The 18,726-nt window shown below is 73.2% G+C and carries 17 protein-coding genes; 3 read left to right on the forward strand and 14 right to left on the reverse strand.

Annotation, left to right across the window (positions count from 1 at the left end; all coding sequences use genetic code 11):
• Positions 1–12: 12 nt before the first annotated feature.
• The 12 genes from O7609_RS02650 to O7609_RS02705 form a co-directional block, all read right to left on the reverse strand.
• Complete coding sequence (locus tag O7609_RS02650) at positions 13–822, reverse strand: EI24 domain-containing protein (RefSeq protein WP_269743015.1); 810 nt, start codon at positions 820–822, stop codon at positions 13–15.
• 239 nt (positions 823–1,061) lie between these two features.
• Positions 1,062–2,051, reverse strand: a complete 990-nt coding sequence (gene dapD / locus O7609_RS02655) for a 2,3,4,5-tetrahydropyridine-2,6-dicarboxylate N-succinyltransferase (RefSeq protein WP_269743016.1) — start codon at positions 2,049–2,051, stop codon at positions 1,062–1,064.
• Between the two features lie 85 nt (positions 2,052–2,136).
• Positions 2,137–3,090 (reverse strand): NAD(P)/FAD-dependent oxidoreductase, encoded by a 954-nt coding sequence (locus tag O7609_RS02660; RefSeq protein ID WP_269743017.1) that lies wholly within the window; start codon positions 3,088–3,090, stop codon positions 2,137–2,139.
• A gap of 78 nt (positions 3,091–3,168) precedes the next feature.
• Complete coding sequence (locus tag O7609_RS02665) at positions 3,169–3,489, reverse strand: DMT family transporter (RefSeq protein WP_269733290.1); 321 nt, start codon at positions 3,487–3,489, stop codon at positions 3,169–3,171.
• Between the two features lie 130 nt (positions 3,490–3,619).
• Positions 3,620–3,961 (reverse strand): metal-sulfur cluster assembly factor, encoded by a 342-nt coding sequence (locus O7609_RS02670; protein ID WP_269733291.1) that lies wholly within the window; start codon positions 3,959–3,961, stop codon positions 3,620–3,622.
• Positions 3,958–4,425: a Fe-S cluster assembly sulfur transfer protein SufU gene (gene sufU / locus O7609_RS02675; RefSeq protein WP_219090877.1), complete on the reverse strand. Its 468-nt coding sequence runs from the start codon at positions 4,423–4,425 to the stop codon at positions 3,958–3,960. Before sufU ends, O7609_RS02670 begins: the two co-directional genes overlap by 4 nt.
• A 14-nt stretch (positions 4,426–4,439) precedes the next feature.
• The gene (locus O7609_RS02680; protein WP_269733292.1) at positions 4,440–5,696 is read right to left on the reverse strand and encodes a cysteine desulfurase; all 1,257 of its coding nucleotides are present in this window, start codon (positions 5,694–5,696) and stop codon (positions 4,440–4,442) included.
• A complete protein-coding gene (gene sufC, locus O7609_RS02685; protein ID WP_269733293.1) occupies positions 5,693–6,457 on the reverse strand; it encodes a Fe-S cluster assembly ATPase SufC in 765 nt (254 codons plus the stop codon). Before sufC ends, O7609_RS02680 begins: the two co-directional genes overlap by 4 nt.
• Before the next feature lie 6 nt (positions 6,458–6,463).
• Positions 6,464–6,796 carry a non-heme iron oxygenase ferredoxin subunit gene (locus O7609_RS02690; RefSeq protein WP_269743018.1) on the reverse strand — a complete coding sequence of 111 codons (333 nt, stop codon included), beginning with the start codon at positions 6,794–6,796 and terminating at the stop codon, positions 6,464–6,466.
• Positions 6,793–7,965, reverse strand: coding sequence for a Fe-S cluster assembly protein SufD (gene sufD, locus O7609_RS02695; RefSeq protein ID WP_269733295.1), 1,173 nt, complete (start codon positions 7,963–7,965; stop codon positions 6,793–6,795). The genes O7609_RS02690 and sufD overlap by 4 nt, the downstream gene beginning before the upstream one ends.
• Before the next feature lie 179 nt (positions 7,966–8,144).
• On the reverse strand, positions 8,145–9,566 hold the full coding sequence (gene sufB / locus O7609_RS02700) for a Fe-S cluster assembly protein SufB (protein WP_269733296.1): 1,422 nt from the start codon (positions 9,564–9,566) through the stop codon (positions 8,145–8,147).
• Positions 9,563–10,393: a helix-turn-helix transcriptional regulator gene (locus tag O7609_RS02705; protein ID WP_443072043.1), complete on the reverse strand. Its 831-nt coding sequence runs from the start codon at positions 10,391–10,393 to the stop codon at positions 9,563–9,565. Before O7609_RS02705 ends, sufB begins: the two co-directional genes overlap by 4 nt.
• Positions 10,394–10,552: 159 nt before the next feature.
• On the opposite strand from O7609_RS02705, the gene O7609_RS02710 reads away from it, so the two are divergent.
• Together O7609_RS02710 and O7609_RS02715 are read left to right on the forward strand one after the other, a co-directional pair.
• Positions 10,553–11,479: an ABC transporter ATP-binding protein gene (locus O7609_RS02710; protein ID WP_269743019.1), complete on the forward strand. Its 927-nt coding sequence runs from the start codon at positions 10,553–10,555 to the stop codon at positions 11,477–11,479.
• A gap of 142 nt (positions 11,480–11,621) precedes the next feature.
• Complete coding sequence (locus tag O7609_RS02715; RefSeq protein ID WP_269736989.1) at positions 11,622–12,344, forward strand: ABC transporter permease; 723 nt, start codon at positions 11,622–11,624, stop codon at positions 12,342–12,344.
• Between the two features lie 11 nt (positions 12,345–12,355).
• Here O7609_RS02715 and O7609_RS02720 read toward each other — a convergent pair whose 3' ends face one another.
• Positions 12,356–12,556, reverse strand: coding sequence for a hypothetical protein (locus O7609_RS02720; RefSeq protein ID WP_269733298.1), 201 nt, complete (start codon positions 12,554–12,556; stop codon positions 12,356–12,358).
• Between the two features lie 77 nt (positions 12,557–12,633).
• Positions 12,634–15,534 (reverse strand): type 2 lanthipeptide synthetase LanM family protein, encoded by a 2,901-nt coding sequence (locus O7609_RS02725; RefSeq protein ID WP_269743020.1) that lies wholly within the window; start codon positions 15,532–15,534, stop codon positions 12,634–12,636.
• 154 nt (positions 15,535–15,688) lie between these two features.
• Here O7609_RS02725 and O7609_RS02730 point away from each other — a divergent pair, with 154 nt between their 5' ends.
• Positions 15,689–18,628, forward strand: coding sequence for a helix-turn-helix transcriptional regulator (locus O7609_RS02730; protein ID WP_269733300.1), 2,940 nt, complete (start codon positions 15,689–15,691; stop codon positions 18,626–18,628).
• Positions 18,629–18,726 lie beyond the last annotated feature (98 nt).

An 18,726-nucleotide genomic window follows, 5' to 3' on the forward strand; every position in this document is an offset into this window, starting at 1 on the left:
GGGCGCCGCGGTCTAGCGGTACGGCCCGAGGGTCCGGGTCCGGTTGTCCTCCGGGACGCCGGGCCCGGGCCCGGGGCCGGGCCAGGTCTCGTCGTACAGCTCCCGTACCAGCAGGGCGGCCCCCGCGACCGCGCCGGGCATCAGGAAGACGGCGACGAAGGGCACCAGGAACGCGGCGGCCAGCGGCACGCCGAAGCCCAGGGCGAGCCGGAGGCGCCCCCGCACCAGCCTCATCCGCTCGCGCACCGGCACCCCGCGGCGCTGGAGGGCCACCGAGGACAGCTCCACGGTGAGGAAGAAGCCGGAGACCGCCAGGCCGGCCAGGGGGACGACGGTCTGCCCGACGAAGGGCACGAACCCGAGCAGGAGCAGCGGCACCGCGAAGACCAGGGCCCACATCAGGACGTACAGGCTGTCGCACGCGGAGCGCCACAGCCCTCGCCACAGGGGCTCGTCGGGCGCGCTGGGGCAGCCGCCCTCGCTCTCCTCCACCTTCTCCGAGAGCTTCTCGTAGAACGGGTCGCCGATCAGCAGCGTGACCGCGGTGAAGCTCAGGACGGCGAGCATCAGCCCGCCCGCGAAGACCAGTACGGCCACGGAGACCCGAAGCAGCGTGCGCCAGGTGGCGTCCCAGTCGTCGGCGAAGGGGGTCGCCCAGGCGGCGCGATCCCCCGCGAAGAGGCCCAGGATGACCAGGGCCGCCGCGTACAGGACGAGGGCGATCGCGGCCGGGATCAGCCCGAAGCCGTACCACCGCCCGTGCCCGGCCACCCAGCGCTGCCCCCGGCCCAGGCAGCGCAGCCCCGTTGTGAGATCACTCATGCGGCCAGCGTAGCGGTGCGCCGGAGGAGGCTCGGTGCGCGTGCCCGGGCACGGCCCGCGCACCCCGTGCCGCTCCCGTACCGGCCCCGGAACCGGCCGTGGTACCGGCCCCGGAACCGGCCGGAGCGCGCGAACGCCGTGCGCGACGGGGGCGTCCCTTCGCGCACGGCGTTCGCGGTGTCCGGCGTCCGGCCTCCGTCCCAGCCCTCGTACGTTCGGCGGCCGGGAGGAGGAAGCGCCTAGTTGTGGCTGTGCAGCGCCTCGTTCAGCCCGCCCCACGAACCGCTGCGGGGCAGGGCCTCCACCACGCCGGTGGAGGAGTTGCGGCGGAACAGCAGGTTCGTCACGCCCGAGAGCTCCAGCGCCTTGACGACCTGGCCGTCCGGCAGGGTGACGCGGGTGCCGGCCGTGACGTAGAGCCCGGCCTCCACGATGCAGTCGTCGCCCAGGGAGATGCCGATGCCGGCCTCGGCACCCAGCAGGCAGCGCTGCCCGATGGAGATGGTCTGCTTGCCGCCGCCGGAGAGGGTGCCCATGATCGAGGCGCCGCCACCGATGTCCGAGCCGTCGCCGACGACGACGCCGGCGCTGATGCGGCCCTCCACCATCGAGGTGCCCAGGGTGCCGGCGTTGAAGTTGACGAAGCCCTCGTGCATGACGGTCGTGCCCTCGGCCAGGTGGGCGCCGAGCCGGACGCGGTCGGCGTCGCCGATGCGCACACCCCCCGGCATGACGTAGTCCGTCATGCGCGGGAACTTGTCGACGCTGGTGACGTTGAGCTGACGGCCCTCGGCCCGGGCGGCGAGCCGCACGTCCTCCAGCCGGTCCACCGGGACGGGGCCGAGGGAGGTCCAGGCGACGTTGGCGAGCAGGCCGAAGACGCCGTCCAGGTTGATGCCGTGGGGCTTGGCCAGGCGGTGGCTGATGAGGTGCAGCCGCAGGTAGGCGTCGTGGGCGTCGGCGGGCTTCGCGTCCAGGGAGTCGATGACGGTGCGGACGGCGACGATCTCCACGCCCCGCAGCGGGTCCGGCCCCAGAGCGCGGGGGGCGGCCTCGCCCAGCAGCTCGGCCGCCTGCTCGGCGGAGAGCCGCTCGGTCCCGGCCGGGTCGGGCTCGGCGGCCAGCCCGGGGCGGGGGAACCAGGTGTCGAGGACGGTGCCGTCGGCGGTGACGGTGGCGAGCCCGGCGGCGACGGCGCCGGTGGTGCTGGTGGTGGCTGCATCGGTCATGTGGAAAACCTAACGTCACGGGGAGCCCGCCCGCGAACCGGTCTCGCACAGTGGCCCCCGGGCCGCGGACGGACTTCCGCCGGCCTCACCGGCGGGCTTCGACCGCCCGGCGGGTCTCCTCGGCGATGAGGTCGGCGTTGATCTGGGCCGCCGCCGCGGTGCCCGCCGCGGCGGCGGGGCCGACCTGGGCGGAAGGCTCGGTCACGTTGCCCGCGGCCCACACCCCGGGGACGTCGGTACGGCCCGCGGCGTCGACGGGGAGGTGCTCACCGGCGCCCGAGGGGTGCGCTACCGGCTTCAGGCCCAGCCCGGAGAGGAACCCGGCGCGGGCCACCATCCGCGGGGACACGACCAGCGCCGCGCGCCGGACCACCGTGCCGTCGCTCAGCCGGACGTCCGTCAGCCGGCCGTCGCCGACCTCCACGGAGGCCACCTCGCCGTGGACCACGGGGATGCCGCGGGCCGCCAGCTTCTCGGCGTCCTCGCCCTCCGGCGGGGGCATGGTGTGGGCGAAGTACGTCACGTCCTCGCTCCACTGGCGCAGCAGCAGCGCCTGGTGCACGGACAGCGGGCCGGAGGCCAGCACGCCGATGGGCTGGTCGCGCACCTCCCAGCCGTGGCAGTACGGGCAGTGGAGCACGTCGCGCCCCCACCGCTCGCGCAGGCCCGGCACCTCGGGCAGTTCGTCGACGAGCCCGCTGGCCACGAGCACCCGGCGCCCCCGGACGGACGCCCCGTCGGCGAGCGCGACCCGGAACCCGTCCTCCTCCCGGACGACGGCGGTGGCCTCACCGGAGAGCACCCGGCCGCCGTAGTGCCGAACCTCCTCCCGGCCTCGGGCCAGCAGCTCGCCCGGCGCCATCCCCTCTCTGCCCAGCAGCCCGTGCACCCCTTCGGCAGGGGCGTTGCGCGGGGCGCCGGCGTCGATCACCAGCACGGAGCGGCGGGCCCTGGCCAGCGTCAGCGCCCCGCTCAGCCCGGCCGCCCCGCCGCCGAGCACCACCACGTCGTATCCGCTGTTCCTCAGCGTGTCGGTCATCGTGACCACCTCCGCGACCGACGATGCGAGCCGCGCCTCGAAATCAGCAAACATCGTTGCCGATTCCGCAACACGACGTCAGTGCGCGCCGCCGAGGTTCAGTACGAGGACACCCGCGATGACGAGCAGGATGCCGGAGATCCGCGCGAGGGTCACCGGCTCGTTGATGAAGACCATGCCGATGACGGCGATCGCGGCGGTGCCCGCCCCGGACCAGATGGCGTAGGCGGTGCCGACGGACATCGTCTTGAGCGCCTGCGCCAGCAGCACGAAGGCGACGAGGTAGCCGACGCCGGTGCCCAGCGTCGGCCAGAGCCGGGTGAATCCGTCGCTGTACTTCATGGAGGTCGTGGCCAGCACCTCGGCCAGGATGGCCGCCCCGAGCATCGCGTACACCATGCCGATGATCGTACGCGTGCCCGCGCCTCACCCGGTGCGACCGGGAACCGCACCCGGGGAACGCGACGGCGCCCCGGCCGGTGGGGCCGGGGCGCCGAAGCGGACCGTCGGGTGGAGACCCGAGACGGTCTCAGACGTTGAAGCCGAGAGCGCGGAGCTGCTCGCGGCCGTCGTCGGTGATCTTGTCCGGACCCCACGGCGGCATCCAGACCCAGTTGATCTTGAGCTCCTTGACGATACCCTCGGTGGCCGACTTCGCCTGGTCCTCGATGACGTCGGTCAGCGGACAGGCCGCAGAGGTCAGCGTCATGTCGATGGTGGCGGTGTTGTCGTCGTCCACGTGAACGCCGTAGACCAGCCCGAGGTTGACGACGTCGATGCCCAGCTCGGGGTCGACGACGTCCATCATGGCCTCGCGGACCTCTTCCTCGCTGGCCGGGGTGGCCGCGTCGGCGGTGGTCGTCTCGGTCATGCCGTCTTCTCCTTCGCGGGGGAGTCGCCCAGTGCCTGGGCGGTCGCGTCCTTCCAGGCCATCCAGCTCAGCAGCGCGCACTTCACCCGGGCCGGGTACTTCGAGACCCCGGCGAAGGCGACCGCGTCCTCCAGCACGTCTTCCATGGCGTCGTCGGGCGTGATCTGGCCCTTGGACTGCATCAGCTCCAGGAACGTCTCCTGGACGCGCCGCGCTTCGGCCAGCGTCTTGCCGACCAGCAGCTCGTTCAGCACGGAGGCGCTGGCCTGGCTGATGGAGCAGCCCTGCCCCTCGTAGCTGACGTCGGCGACCGTCTCGCCGTCGTAACGCACCCGCAGCGTGATCTCGTCCCCGCAGGTCGGGTTGACATGGTGCACCTCGGCGTCGCCGTCGCGCAGCCCGCGCCCGTGCGGGTTCTTGTAGTGGTCCAGGATCACGTCCTGGTACATGGAGTCCAGCTTCACGAGTCAGGCCACCCTCATCCGAAGAAGTTCCGTACGTACTCCAGCCCCTCGACCAGGGCGTCCACCTCGGCCGGTGTGGAGTACAGATAGAACGACGCTCGTGTGGTCGCGGGAATTCCGTAGCGCAGGCACACCGGGCGGGCGCAGTGATGGCCGACGCGCACGGCGATGCCCTGCTCGTCGAGCACCTGGCCGACGTCGTGCGGGTGGATGTCCCCCAGCACGAAGGAGATCGCCGCGCCCCGGTCCTCGGCCGTGGTGGGGCCGATGATCCGCAGGTCGGGGACTTCCTGGAGCCGCCGCACCGCGTACTCGGTGATCGCGTGCTCGTGCCGGGCGATGTTCTCCATGCCGATGCCGGACAGGTAGTCCACCGCCGCGCCGAGGCCGACGGCCTGCGCGATCGGCGGCGTGCCGGCCTCGAACTTGTGCGGGGCGGGCGCGTAGGTCGAGGAGTGCATCGAGACCGTCTCGATCATCTCGCCGCCACCGAGGAAGGGCGGCAGGTCCTCCAGCAGCTCCTGGCGGCCCCACAGCACACCGATGCCCGTCGGGCCGCACATCTTGTGCCCGGTGAAGGCCACGAAGTCGGCCTGTATGGCCTGCACGTCCAGCACCATGTGCGGCGCGGCCTGGGAGGCGTCGACGACGACGAGCGCGCCGACCTCCTGCGCCCGGCGGACGATGGCCTCGACCGGGTTGACCGTACCCATGATGTTGGAGACCAGGGTGAAGGAGACGACCTTCGTCTTCTCCGTGATGATCTCGTCCATGGCGGAGAGGTCGAGCCGGCCGTCGTCGGTCAGCCCGAACCACTTCAGCTTCGCGCCCGTGCGCTGCGCGAGCAGCTGCCACGGCACGATGTTGGAGTGGTGCTCCATCTCCGTGATGACGATCTCGGTGTCCTGGTCCACCCGGTAGGGCTCGTCGGCCCAGCCGAGCATGTTCGCCACCAGGTTCAGCGACTCCGAGGCGTTCTTGGTGAAGATCACCTCGTCGCGGCTGGGCGCGTTCACGAAGGCGGCGACCTTGTCGCGCGCCCCCTCGTAGAGCGCCGTGGCCTCCTCGGCGAGGACGTGGACACCACGGTGGACGTTGGCGTTGTGCCGCTCGTAGTAGGTGGTCAGCGCGTCGAGCACCTGGCGCGGCTTCTGCGAGGTCGCCGCGTTGTCCAGGTACACGAGCCGCTTGCCGTCGTGGATCTGGCGGTCCAGGACGGGGAAGTCCTTGCGAATCGCCTCGGTGTCGAGGAGGCCCGGCAGGTTTGTCACGAAGTCGTGCCACCCTTCACGTACTGCTCGTAGCCCTCCGCCTCCAGCTTGTCGGCCAGCTCGGGCCCGCCGGACTCGACGATGCGGCCCTTGGCGAAGACGTGGACGTGGTCGGGCTTGATGTAGCGGAGGATACGCGTGTAGTGGGTGATCAGCAGCGTGCCGACGTCACCGCCCTCGCGCACCCGGTTCACGCCCTCGGAGACGACGCGCAGGGCGTCGACGTCCAGACCGGAGTCGGTCTCGTCGAGGATCGCGATCTTCGGCTTCAGCAGTTCGAGCTGAAGGATCTCGTGGCGCTTCTTCTCACCGCCGGAGAAGCCCTCGTTGACGTTGCGCTCGGCGAAGGCCGGGTCCATGGAGAGCCGCTCCATGGCCCCCTTGACCTCCTTCACCCAGGTGCGCAGCTTGGGCGCCTCGCCGCGGACGGCGGTGGCGGCGGTGCGCAGGAAGTTGGAGACGGAGACGCCGGGGACCTCGACGGGGTACTGCATGGCGAGGAAGACACCGGCGCGGGCGCGCTCGTCGACGGACATCTCCAGCACGTCCTCACCGTCGAGGGTGACGGCGCCGCTGGTGATCGTGTACTTGGGGTGACCCGCCAGGGAGTAGGCGAGCGTCGACTTGCCGGAGCCGTTGGGGCCCATGATGGCGTGCGTCTCGCCCTGCTTCACGGTCAGGTCGACACCGCGCAGGATCTCTTTGGGCCCGCTGTCGGTCTCGGCGGAAACGTGCAGGTCGCGAATCTCAAGGGTGGCCATGGGGCTTCAGGACTCCTGGGTGACGGAGACGTACACGGCCGCGTCCGGGCCGTCTCCTTCGATCTTTACGGGGTACACGGGAACGGGTCGCGTGGCGGGCAGACCCGAGGGCATTCCGGTGCGCAGGTCGAAGCTGGAGCCGTGCAGCCAGCACTCGATGGCGCAGCCCTCCACCTCGCCCTCGGAGAGCGAGACGTTCGCGTGCGAGCAGATGTCGTTGATCGCGAACACCTCGCCCTCGGTGTGCACGAGCGAGACGGGGACGCCGTCGATCTCCACCCGCTTCGGGGTGTCCTCCTCCAGCTCGCCCAGGCTCGCGACTTTGACGTATGCGCTCATGCCACCGACGCTTCCAGCTCTTCGTCGATCTTCGCGAGCAGCCGCTCCTGCAGGTCGGGCAGGCCGATCTGCTGGACCAGCTCGGCGAAGAAGCCACGCACGACCAGACGGCGGGCCTCGTCGGCCGGGATACCGCGCGCCATGAGGTAGAAGAGCTGCTCGTCCTCGAAGCGGCCGGTGGCCGAGGCGTGGCCGGCGCCGGCGATCTCGCCGGTCTCGATCTCCAGGTTCGGCACCGAGTCGACCCGCGCGCCGTCGGTCAGGACGAGGTTGCGGTTCAGCTCGTAGGTGTCGGTGCCCTCGGCGACCTTGCGGATCAGCACGTCGCCGATCCACACGGCGTGCGCGTCCTTCCCCTGCAGCGCGCCCTTGTAGGCGACGTTGCTGCGGCAGTGCGGCGCGTCGTGGTCGACGAAGAGGCGGTGCTCCTGGTGCTGCCCGTCGTCGGTGAAGTACAGGCCGTACAGCTCGGCCTCGCCGCCGGGGCCCGCGTAGGTGACGCGCGGGTGCAGCCGCACCACGTCACCGCCGAAGGTCACGACGACGGACTTGAAGCTGGCGTCCCGGCCGACGAGCGCGTTGTGCTGCGAGCAGTGCACGGCGGTGTCGGCCCAGTCCTGCACGGAGACGACGGTCAGCTTGGCGTTGTCCCCGAGGACGAACTCCACGTTGGCGGCGCGCACGGCGTCACCGGTGTGGTCGATGACGATGACGGCCTCGGCGAAGGCACCCAGCTCGAAGACGGTGTGGCCGTAGGACACGCCGCCCTCGCCGTGCAGGCCGACCCGGATGGGCTCGGTCAGCACGGCCTCCCTGGGGACGGTGACCACGGTGGCCTTCTCGAAGGCGCTGTAGGCCTGCGCGGCCACCCGGTCCACCGGCTTGCCCGCCCGGCCGAGCCGGGCGTCGTCCCGGCCGACGGCCTCGATGGTGACGACGTCGGGCGCCGACACCTCGGCCTTCAGGACTCCGGAGGCCTCGGCACTGCCGTCGTGCAGCCCGCGCAGCCGCTCCAGCGGGGTGAAGCGCCACTCCTCCTCGCGGCCGTGCGGCACGGGGAAGTCCGCCACGTCGAACGAGGGCGGTGCGCTCATCCGGGTGGCGACGGTGGACTCGGCGGCCACCGCGATGGCGGTGTTGCCCGCCGGGTTTGTCTGGGCGTCAGCCATGGCTGTCGTACTGCTCGCTTTCTGCGTCTTTTTTGTTCACTCGCCGGGCGCGTGGCCCGGTGTCGACTGTCGACCGTGCTCGGGCCCTCGGTCCTCGGGCCCTCCGCGCGCTCTCCCTTTCGACACCGGCGCGCCCTTCGGCTCGCTCACGGTGGGCGGGATGCTGAAGCGGGACGGCGTCAGCCGACCGCGCCCTCCATCTGCAGCTCGATCAGCCGGTTGAGCTCCAGGGCGTACTCCATGGGCAGCTCCTTGGCGATCGGCTCCACGAAGCCGCGCACGATCATCGCCATGGCCTCGTCCTCGGCCATGCCCCGGCTCATCAGATAGAAGAGCTGGTCGTCGCTGACCTTGGAGACCGTCGCCTCGTGGCCCATCGTCACGTCGTCCTCGCGGACGTCGACGTAGGGGTAGGTGTCGGAACGGGAGATCGTGTCCACCAGCAGCGCGTCGCACAGCACGTTGGACTTGGCGTTCTCCGCGCCCTCGGCGATCTCGATCAGACCGCGGTAGGAGGTGCGGCCACCGCTCCGGGCCACCGACTTGGAGACGATGTTGGAGGAGGTGTTCGGCGCCATGTGGACCATCTTGGCGCCGGCGTCCTGGTGCTGACCCTCGCCGGCGAAGGCGACGGACAGCGTCTCGCCCTTGGCGTGCTCGCCCATCAGGTAGACGGCCGGGTACTTCATCGTGACCTTGGAGCCCAGGTTGCCGTCGACCCACTCCATGGTCGCGCCCTCGTAGGCGACGGCGCGCTTGGTCACCAGGTTGTAGACGTTGTTCGACCAGTTCTGGATCGTCGTGTAGCGGCAGCGGCCGCCCTTCTTGACGATGATCTCCACGACGGCCGAGTGCAGCGAGTCGGAGTTGTAGATGGGCGCGGTGCAGCCCTCGACGTAGTGCACGTAGGCGTTTTCGTCGACGATGATCAGCGTCCGCTCGAACTGGCCCATGTTCTCGGTGTTGATCCGGAAGTAGGCCTGCAGCGGGATGTCGACGTGCACGCCAGGCGGCACGTAGATGAAGGAGCCACCGGACCACACGGCCGTGTTCAGCGCGGCGAACTTGTTGTCACCGGCCGGGATGACCGTGCCGAAGTGCTCCTGGAAGATCTCCGGGTGCTCGCGCAGCGCGGTGTCGGTGTCCAGGAAGAGGACGCCCTGCGCCTCCAGGTCCTCGCGGATCTGGTGGTAGACGACCTCCGACTCGTACTGGGCGGCGACGCCGGCGACGAGGCGCTGCTTCTCGGCCTCCGGGATGCCCAGCTTGTCGTAGGTGTTCTTGATGTCCTCCGGCAGGTCCTCCCAGGACTGGGCCTGCTTCTCGGTGGACCGCACGAAGTACTTGATGTTGTCGAAGTCGATGCCCGACAGGTCCGAGCCCCAGTTCGGCATGGGCTTCTTCTCGAAGAGCTTCAGGCCCTTCAGGCGGAGCTTGAGCATCCACTCCGGCTCGGACTTCTTCGCGGAGATGTCGCGCACGACCTCCTCGGACAGGCCGCGCTTGGCCGCGGCTCCGGCCGCGTCGCTGTCGGCCCAGCCGTACTCGTAGTTGCCCAGACCCTCCAGCTCGGGGTGGGCAGTCTCCGTGGGGAGCGTCATGCGGGGTTCCTCCCGGCGGTGCTTGCAGAAGCAGTTGCGTTTGCGGTGTTCTCTGAGGTCAGCGCGGGCCCGTCTGCTCGCGGGACGAAGGTGGTGCACACCCCGTCGCCGTGCGCGATGGTGGCCAGGCGCTGCACGTGGGTGCCGAGCAGGCGGGAGAAGACCTCGGTCTCCGCCTCGCACAGCTGCGGGAACCGCTCGGCGGCGTGCGCCACCGGGCAGTGGTGCTGGCAGAGCTGCTCACCCCCGGGGCTGCGCCCGGGGGTGCCCTCGGCCGGAGCCGGAGCGCTGCGCGCGGTAGCAGCGTACCCGTCCTCCGACAGCGCCTCGGCCAGCACACGCGCGCGGTCCTCGGGCGCGGAGCCCGCCAGCCGCTCGCGATAGCGGTCGGCCTGGGCGTTCGCCCGGGCCCGGGCGAACGCCGCGACGGCGGCCTCGCCCTTCTCCCCGCCGCCGGCCATCCGCGCGATCCAGCGCATGGCGTCGACGGCGAGCTCGTCGTAGGCCTGGTCGAAGGCATCCCGGCCGCAGTCGGTGAGCGCGAAGACCTTGGCCGGACGACCGCGGCCCCGGCTGCCGTAGACCCGCTGGGCGCGGGCCTCGACGGTGCCCTCGGACACCAGGGCGTCCAGATGTCGGCGCACGGCGGCCTGCGTCAGCTCCAGGCGCTCGGCCAGCTCCGCCGCGGTGGACGGGCCGTGGTCGAGAATGGACCGCGCCACGCGGTTACGGGTGCCGTGCTGCTCGTCCAGCGCGACGTGCACACCCGAAATCGCGGGGGCCACCAGCGGCTCCCGCGTCGTGCGTGCGTCTCCCGTGTTTTTCACAACGCCATTGTTGCGTAATTCCTCGGAGCCGGGCAAGCCTGGTCTGTGACCTGCGGCAATGGGCTGCGTCACGTAAGGCAAGCCTTACCCGCGCCGGGCCTCCGGCGGCGCGGACACCCGGGGCCCGGGCCGTGGGCGGGGGTTCCTAGACTGGCCGGTATGCACGAGAAGGCGGCCGTCGAGGTCGCGGGGCTGGTCAAACGGTACGGCCGGACGAAGGCCGTGGACGGCGTGGACCTCACCGTCGGGCACGGCACCGTCATGGCGGTCCTCGGACCGAACGGCGCGGGGAAGACGACCACCGTCGAGATCTGCGAGGGCTACCGCCGCCCGGACGCCGGCGAGGTGCGGGTCCTCGGTCTGGACCCCGTCGCGGACGGCGCGGCGCTGCGGCCCCGGATCGGGGTGATGCTCCAGAGCGGCGGCGTCTACCCCGGTGTGCGGGCCGAGGAGATGCTGCTCCACATGGCCGCCTTGCACGCCCACCCGCTGGACGTGGCGGCGCTGGTCGAGCGGCTGGGCCTCGGCTCCTGCGGACGCACCCCCTACCGGCGGCTCTCCGGCGGCCAGCAGCAGCGGCTCGCCCTGGCCATGGCCGTCGTCGGCCGCCCCGAGCTGGTCTTCCTCGACGAGCCGACCGCGGGCCTCGACCCGCAGGCGCGCCGCGCCACCTGGGACCTGGTGCGCGAGCTGCGCTCCGACGGCGTGGGCTGCGTGCTCACGACGCACTTCATGGACGAGGCCGAGGAACTGGCCGACGCCGTGGCGATCATCGACGGCGGCCGGGTCATCGCCCACGGCACGCCCGAGGAGCTGTGCCGCGGCGGCGCCGAGAACAGCCTGCGCTTCAGCGGCAGGCCCGGCCTCGACCTCGGCTCGCTTCTGAAGGCACTGCCCCCGGAGAGCGCCGCCGTCGAACTGACGCCCGGCGCGTACCGCATCCAGGGCACCGTGGACCCCCAGCTCATCGCGACGGTCACTTCCTGGTGCGCGCAGAACGGCGTCCTGCCCGACCGTATCGCCGTCGAGCGCCGCACCCTGGAGGACGTCTTCCTGGATCTGACCGGTAGGGAGCTGCGCTCGTGACGGGCCCACACCACGTCACCCCGCCCGGCCGGGGGCCCGGGGGTCGCCCCCGGGGACAACACAGCCTGGATCCGACCGGTAGGGAGCTGCACGCGTGAACGGCACCTACGCACCGGCGCCCGGCGCGGCGCCCGCCGGGCGGATGGTCGCCGCGCAGGCGGCCCTGGAACTGCGGATGACGCTGCGCCACGGTGAGCAGCTGCTGCTCACCGTGGTCATCCCGACGCTGCTGCTCGTGCTGTTCAGCGCGGTGGACGTGGTGGAGCTGCCCGTCGACGGCGGCGAGCGGGTCGACTTCGTCGCGCCGGGCGTGCTCGCGCTCGCCGTCCTCTCCACGGCCTTCACCGGGCAGGCCATCGCGACGGGCTTCGAGCGGCGCTACGGCGTGCTCAAGCGGCTCGGTGCCTCGCCGCTCCCCCGCTGGGGGCTGCTGACGGCGAAGACCCTCGCCGTGGTGGGCGTGGAGCTGCTCCAGGTGGCCCTGCTGGGCGCGGTGGCCCTCGGGCTCGGCTGGTCGCCGCAGGGCAGCTGGGCCGTCGTGGGGCTGCTGCTCGTCGTCGGCACGGCGGCGTTCAGCGGCCTCGGGCTGCTGATGGCCGGCACGCTCCGGGCGGAGGCGACGCTCGCGGCGGCGAACCTCGTGTTCGTCCTGCTGCTGCTCGGCGGCGGGGTGGTCGTGCCGCTGGAGCGGTTCCCCGAGGCGGCGCAGGGCGTGCTGGGCGTGCTGCCCGTCACGGCGCTCTCGGACGGCCTGCGCGACGTCCTCCAGCACGGCGCCGGCGTTCCCTGGGGTGATCTCGGCATCCTCGCCGCATGGGCGGCGGTCGCCCTGACCGCCGCCGCACGCTTCTTCCGCTGGGAGTGAGCGCCGCCGCCTCAGTTCGGCTCGCTGACCGAGGTGATCGCGCCCACGAAGGTCGCCTCGTCGGGCCGTCTGGGTGAGTAGCCGGCCAGGGCGGCGGCACGGGCTCCGACCGGGGTGCGGGAGAAGGGCCTCAGGCGGCCCGCCGGGCGTGTGACGCCGTCCTCGGTGGCCGAGGCGGCGCGGGCGGTGTGGACGCTGTTCTCCGTGGACACGGTTCTCTCCTTCTGTCGTTGCCGGACCGGAACGGCTGTCCCGGCCGTGTGTCGGGCCTGGTCGTGCGGGGGACGGCTCAGGCCGTGGCCGCCCGGCGCGCCCCCAGCGTGGGGAGCGGGGGGACGTGCTCGGGGAAACCGTGGTGGAGGAGCGCGTACCCGATGCCCGCCAGCCCGGACAGGAGTCCCGGGGTCGGTACGGCGGCCGGGGTGCCGCAGCGGGGGCCCTGGTGTTCGAGCGCCCCGAGCAGGAGCTGGCAGCGGCGTTCGAGCAGGGCGGCGGCCTCAGGGCGGCCCGTGGCAGCGGCGGCGGCGATGCCGCTGAGTACGCCCGTCTCGCCGTGGCACAGCGTCGTGTCGCGCAGGGGGCCGGTCTCCCGCAGGGCGGCGAGGGCCGCCTCGACGGCGCCCGGGTGCCGGTGGGCCAGCAGCGGGTGGGACCACAGGGCGAGCCGCCCGGCGAGACCGGAGCACCAGCCGACGTCGTCCCCGTCGGCGGGCGGACCGAGGGGGCCGCCGCGCGGGGCCGCCGCCCGGCCGACCTCCGCCGCCGCGGGGGCGTCGCAGGTCTCCGCCAGGCGCAGCAGCGCCCAGGCCGCGCCGCCCGAGCCGAAGAGGAACCCGGTGTCGTCGGCGGGCGCGGTGCCCCGCAGCCGGGCGGTCAGGGTGTCCCCCAGGCGCACGGCCGTCCCGCGGGCCGCGGCCGAGCCGGTCTCGGCGTGGACGGCGAGCAGCGCGGCCACGCCGCCGGCGAGGCCGTCGTGCAGGGCGAGGGGCCCCTCGGGGTCGGCGGCCAGCCCCGTCGCGGCGACGGCGTGGCCGAGGGAGCCGCGGAGCTCGGCGTCGTCCAGGAGGGTGGACAGGCGGGCCAGGACGTAGGTGATGCCGCCCACGCCGGCGAAGGCGCCGCAGCCGACGGCGCGGGCCAGCTCCGGGTCGGCGGCGAACCGCTCGACGAGGCCGGGCAGGGGCCCCACGGCCCGGGCGGCGAGCTCACTGTAGCGGTCGGTGCCGGTGAGCCGGCCGAGTTCGGCGAGGAAGAGCGCGACCCCGCTGTAGCCGGTGGCCAGGCCGGCGCCCATCGGCATGACCTTCCAGTACAGCTCGTCCAGGGCCTCCAGGCCGAGCCAGTTGGCGCGGGTGCCGTCGACGGCGGCGCGGGCGACCAGGCTGTCGGCCAGGGCCCGGGCGGCGGTGAGGAAGCGCTGGGGGTCGGCCTCCTCCGCCGGGGGACGGGAGGGGGCTGGCGGCCGGGAGCGGTGCTCGACGGGTGCGTTGCGGCTGGCGAGGGTGGCGGTGATCAGCCACTCCTGGGTCTGGCGGTCCACTTCGCCGAGGGCGCCGATCTTCGCCGCGGCCTGGTCGAGGCCGCTGGTGTCCAGCGCGTTCCGCAGCACACGGCCGCCGAAGGCGTGCAGGTCGGTGTCGCCGGGGCGGCAGTGGAAGACGGGGACGTCGTCGTTCCACAGCTCGGCGATCTCCTGCTCGGTGAGCCGCGTCAGGGGCGGCGGCAGCGGCTCCTCGTGCAGCCGGGCGAGGAGTTCCGCGCGGTCGGCCGCGTCGTGCAGCACGTCCGGGTGGGTGGCCTCGTCGAGCAGCTTGGCGTAGACCTGGGTGTTCCGCAGCAGGACGCGCGCGTCGTCCTCGGCGAAGGCGCGCAGCAGCCCGTCGTCGCCGAGGAGTTCGGACCGGTGGGCGGTGAGGGCCCCGTAGGCCGCGCGGAAGCCGCCGAGGAAGGACGCCGTGTGCCGGGCCGGGTCGGCGTAGCGGTCGCCGACGCGCGGGCGGTTGGCGCTGCCGGGGAACAGCGCCGTGCGCCGGACCAGGTGCATCGTGTCGGTCCCTGCGTCGGCCCAGGCGACGGTGTCCCGGGGCAGGAGGGAGTTCTTGTCGCCGCCCATCCCGGAGATGTCGAGCGCGCCGTGCTCGCCGAAGATCATGCGGGGCAGCAGGGCCGTGCGCTCCACCGACGCGGCGAGGGCTCCGGCGGCCGGGCAGGAGCCGGTCGTCGCCACGGGGGTGAACACCGGCTGGAAGAGGGTCTCGATGTCGACGAGGACGGGCTGGTCTCCGGCGGCGACGATGTTCTCGTGGTGGATGTCGGTGGCGTTGACCGCGAAGAGCAGGGCGAGAAGGGCTCCCTGGCGGCGGTAGAAGGTGTCGAATCCGGCCATCTCGGCGCAGGGGGTGTGCTCGATGAACTCCATCCACCCGTAGCCGTCCCCGGGCAGGCACTCCGGTGCCCGCAGGCCCAGCTGGGGCACCCGGCCGTTGAACCAGCTCAGCAGCGCCGTGAAGTGGACGTGCAGGTCGAGCGAGCGCGGCTTGTACACCACGGACCGGCCGTCGGCGAAGTGCAGGCGGCTGACGGACCGGCCGCCGCGGTGCCGGTCGCCCAGGCCGCGTTCGACGAGGATCAGCGGGCTGGTCTCGCCGGGCAGCAGCCGGGCCGCGAGGGCGTGCCGGTCGGCGGTCAGACGGCGCAGCAGTTCGGCGTAGGCGGCCGTGGTCTGGTCGGTGGCCTGGGTCACCAGGCCGGCGAGCACGGGGTAGGTGGCGAACAGGTCGGTCAGCGCGCCGGGCCGGGACATCGAGCGGACGAAGTCGACGAAGCGCTCCCGGCTCGTCCGTCCGGTGAGCCGCTGCTCGCGGCGGGCGCGGTGCAGCTCCACGACCATCGTGCGGGCCGTCAGCCGGGCCAGGCGGGCGGTGAGTTCGGCTCCGGCTCCGGCGGCCACGGCGTCGGCGTCCACCCTGGCGCGGCGGCCCAGCCCCCAGGCGGCCTCCCGCACCTCGGCGACGGCGGCGCGCACCAGGGGCAGCAGGGGCACGGCCAGTGCCTCGACGTCGTGTCCCACGGCCGCCTCGTCGACGTGGGGCGGCTGCTCGGCGAGTACGCGCAGCCGCCGGGCCACCGCCTCGTCGGGCGGCGACGCGATGACGGTCCGCCTCTCGGCGGTCGCGGTCAGCTCTGTCACGGTGACGATCCAAGCACCGCGGAGGCGGCCCCCGCATGGGTAACGGCCCCCCAGATTCCCGGGGAGCCGCCCCACTCGGGGTGTGGCCGGTACCTGACCTGGGGCGGCGGCGTCGTCCTGGCAGCGGGGAGGATCGCCGAACTAAGGTGTGGCCATGCGAACACGTGCTTCGTTGCTTGTCGGGCGTGACGCGGAGCTCGACCAGCTCTCCGGCACGCTCGACGACGTGCGGAGCGGCGGCGGTGCGTGCTTCTTCCTGCGGGGCGAGGCCGGGATCGGCAAATCACGCCTGGCCGCCGAGGTGGTGGGCAAGGCCGTCGACGCCGGTATGACGGTGCTGCGGGGCCGGGCGAGCACGACGGGGCCGAGCGTGCCGTTCCGGCCGCTCACCGAGGCGCTGATGTCCCTCGTGCGCAAGGGGGTTCCGTTCGACGAGGAGACGCTCGGCCCGTACCGGTCGGTCCTGGGGCGCCTGGTGCCGGAGTGGGACACCGGGGCCGTCACCCGGACCCACGGCGACTCGCTGGTGGTGCTGGCGGAGGCCGTGCTGCGGCTGACCGCCGTCGCCGGCCGGGAGTCGGGGTGCCTGCTCTTCCTGGAGGACCTGCAGGACGCGGACGCCGAGACGCTGGCCGTCGTGGAGTACCTGTCCGACAACCTGCGCTCGGAGCCGACGGTCCTGCTGTGCACGGTGCGCTCCGAGCCGAGTTCCGCGCTGGACGTGGTGCACGCGGTGGCGCAGCGGCAGAGCGGCCGCATCGTCGAGCTGCACCGCCTCGGACGGGAGGCGATGCGGGCCTTCGTGGCCAGCTGCCTGAACGCCGGTGCCGAGGAGGTCCACGAGGCCGTCGTCGAGCAGCTCTGGCGGGACAGCGCCGGGGTCCCGCTGGTGATCGAGGAGCTGTTGAACGGGCTGGTCAGCAGCGGTCGGCTCGCCTGTGACAGCGGCGGCTGGCGGTTCATCGGCGACGCGGCGACGGCGCTGCCCGCCACGCTGACCCGCAGCGTCCTGGACCGGGTCGACCGGCTCGGCCCGGTGGGCAGGCACCTGTTCTCCGTCGCCTCGGTGCTGGGGCACCGGTTCCCCCTCACCATCGTGCAGGAGGTCACGGGGCTGGACGACCACACCCTGCTGGAGCACCTGCAGGCGGGCGTCGAGGCGCAGCTCGTCACGCCGGACGAGCGCGGCCCCGACTGGTACTCCTTCCACCACCCGCTGACGGCCGACGCCCTGCTGGGCGGCCTGACGCCCGCCGAGCGCGCCCACCTGTCCCGGCGGGCGGCGGAGGCCGCCGACGCCGTGCACCCCGGGCTGCCCCGGAGCTGGTGCCAGCTCGCCGCGAAGCTGTGGCTGCGGGCCGGGGAACCGGTGCGCGCCGCCGCCCTGTTCCACGAGGCGGGCGAACGCGCCCTGGACCGGGGGGCCGTGGGCACGGCGAGGAGCCTGCTCACACAGGCGGAGGAGCTGTTCGCCGAGCACGGCGAGACGCGGGCCCGCGCCGAGGTGCTGGAGACGCTGCTGCACCTGCTGGCGGAGTCGGGCAACTGGGCCGGCGTCCACGAGAAGTCGCAGCTCCTCGCCGACGAGCTCGCAGGGATGGCCCCGGAGCGGCGCGTGGCGCTGCACGTGCGGCTGGCGTGGGCCGCCTGCATCACCGGGCGGCATGCCGACGGCGACCGCCAGGTGGGCCTGGCCCGCGCGCTGCTGCCGCCGGGCGCCGGGGTCGACGTCACCGCCCCGGTCGACGCGGTCGCGGCCTATCTGACGCTGGAGGGGACGGGCCGCGAACGCGTCCAGCAGGCCGAGGAGCTGGCGAGAGGGCTGGTCGAGGCCGCCGACCGGGTCGCCGACCCCGTCGCGCTGTGCCAGGCCTGGCACCTGATCGGGCTCGTGTCGCGCGAGCGGGACCTCGGCCACGCCCACCACTGCTTCGAGCGCGCGCTCGACATCGCCACTCGGCACGGCATCCCGATCTGGCGCGCCTACGCCATGATCGGCGCGGCCGGGGTGGCCTGGCTGCGGGACGGCAACGTCGCGGTGCTGCAGAGCGCGCGGAGCGCCGCGCTCAACGTCGGCGGCATCACGCTGGCCGAGAACATGTCCGCGACCATCGTCATGGACACCATCCTGCGCGGCGAGTTCGAGCGGGCGGCCGAGCTGCTAGCGGCCTCGCTGGCGACGGCGCGGCGGATGCGGCTGGTCACGGTCGAGCGGTACCTGCAGGTCGCCCGCGCCACGCTCGCGGCGCACCAGGGCCGACGCGCGGAGATGGAGGAGGCGCTGGCGGCGTTCGACTCCTGCGGTGGCGACCGCCCGCACGAACAGAGCCTGGCCCTCGGCCTCGCTCGCGGCGTCTGCGCCCTGCTGGAGGAGGACGGCACGACGGCGCGCGGCCATCTGACGGACGTGGTGACGGCCGAGGAGCGGTACCCGACGACATTCTACCTGGCCGGGGCCCACGGCCTGCACCTGCTGCTGCGGGTGCTCGACGGCACGCTGGACGGGGGACGACTCGGCCGGGCCGCCGCCAGCGCGCCGGCGACCATGCGGTGGAACCAGCAGTTCGTCCTCCTGGCCGAGGCCGTGCTGCACGGCCGGGCCGGCCGGCCGCGGGAAGCGGAGGACGCCGTCGCCCGGTCCGCGCTCGCCGCGCGGGACTACCCGACGGCCCGGCACCTGGGGCTGCGGCTCGTCGCCGAGACGGCCCACCGGGACGGCTGGGGCGAGCCTGTGGAGTGGCTGCGCCGGGCGGAGGAGCACTTCCACGGCGCCTCCGTACCCGCGGTCGCCGGGGCCTGCCGGGCCCTGCTGCGGGCCGTCGGCGCCCCGGTGCAGCAGCGCCGCGCCGGAACCGACCGGGTGCCCGCCTCCCTGCGGGCGCTCGGCGTGACGGTCCGCGAGTTCGAGGTGCTCGAACTGCTGCCGAACCGGCTCACGAACAAGGCCATCGCCGAGCGGCTGCACGTCTCGCCGCGCACCGTCGAGAAGCACATCGCGAGCCTGTTCACGAAGTCGGGGTGCACCGACCGGCTGCAGCTGTCGGACTACGCCTGCACGGCGCTGGCCACGGAGCCGACGGCCACCGGGGCCTGACGCCTACCCACCCCACCGGGCCGCCCCCGCGCGAATGCGGGGGCGGTCTACCCATGCCCGCGCCCGTCCGCCGGCGGCAAGCTGACCGGCGGCCGGAA

It is taken from the genome of Streptomyces sp. WMMC1477 (genome assembly GCF_027460245.1).
Taxonomy (GTDB): Bacteria; Actinomycetota; Actinomycetes; order Streptomycetales; family Streptomycetaceae; genus Streptomyces.

Excerpts from the sequence above, each read along its gene's own strand:
- O7609_RS02650 (WP_269743015.1), bottom strand. The coding sequence starts at position 822 with ATGAGTGATCTCACAACGGGGCTGCGCTGCCTGGGCCGGGGGCAGCGC.
- dapD (WP_269743016.1), bottom strand. The coding sequence starts at position 2,051 with ATGACCGATGCAGCCACCACCAGCACCACCGGCGCCGTCGCCGCCGGG.
- O7609_RS02660 (WP_269743017.1), bottom strand. The coding sequence starts at position 3,090 with ATGACCGACACGCTGAGGAACAGCGGATACGACGTGGTGGTGCTCGGC.
- O7609_RS02665 (WP_269733290.1), bottom strand. The coding sequence starts at position 3,489 with ATGGTGTACGCGATGCTCGGGGCGGCCATCCTGGCCGAGGTGCTGGCC.
- O7609_RS02670 (WP_269733291.1), bottom strand. The coding sequence starts at position 3,961 with ATGACCGAGACGACCACCGCCGACGCGGCCACCCCGGCCAGCGAGGAA.
- sufC (WP_269733293.1), bottom strand. The coding sequence starts at position 6,457 with ATGGCCACCCTTGAGATTCGCGACCTGCACGTTTCCGCCGAGACCGAC.
- O7609_RS02690 (WP_269743018.1), bottom strand. The coding sequence starts at position 6,796 with ATGAGCGCATACGTCAAAGTCGCGAGCCTGGGCGAGCTGGAGGAGGAC.
- sufD (WP_269733295.1), bottom strand. The coding sequence starts at position 7,965 with ATGGCTGACGCCCAGACAAACCCGGCGGGCAACACCGCCATCGCGGTG.
- sufB (WP_269733296.1), bottom strand. The coding sequence starts at position 9,566 with ATGACGCTCCCCACGGAGACTGCCCACCCCGAGCTGGAGGGTCTGGGC.
- O7609_RS02710 (WP_269743019.1), top strand. The coding sequence starts at position 10,553 with ATGCACGAGAAGGCGGCCGTCGAGGTCGCGGGGCTGGTCAAACGGTAC.
- O7609_RS02715 (WP_269736989.1), top strand. The coding sequence starts at position 11,622 with ATGGTCGCCGCGCAGGCGGCCCTGGAACTGCGGATGACGCTGCGCCAC.
- O7609_RS02730 (WP_269733300.1), top strand. The coding sequence starts at position 15,689 with ATGCGAACACGTGCTTCGTTGCTTGTCGGGCGTGACGCGGAGCTCGAC.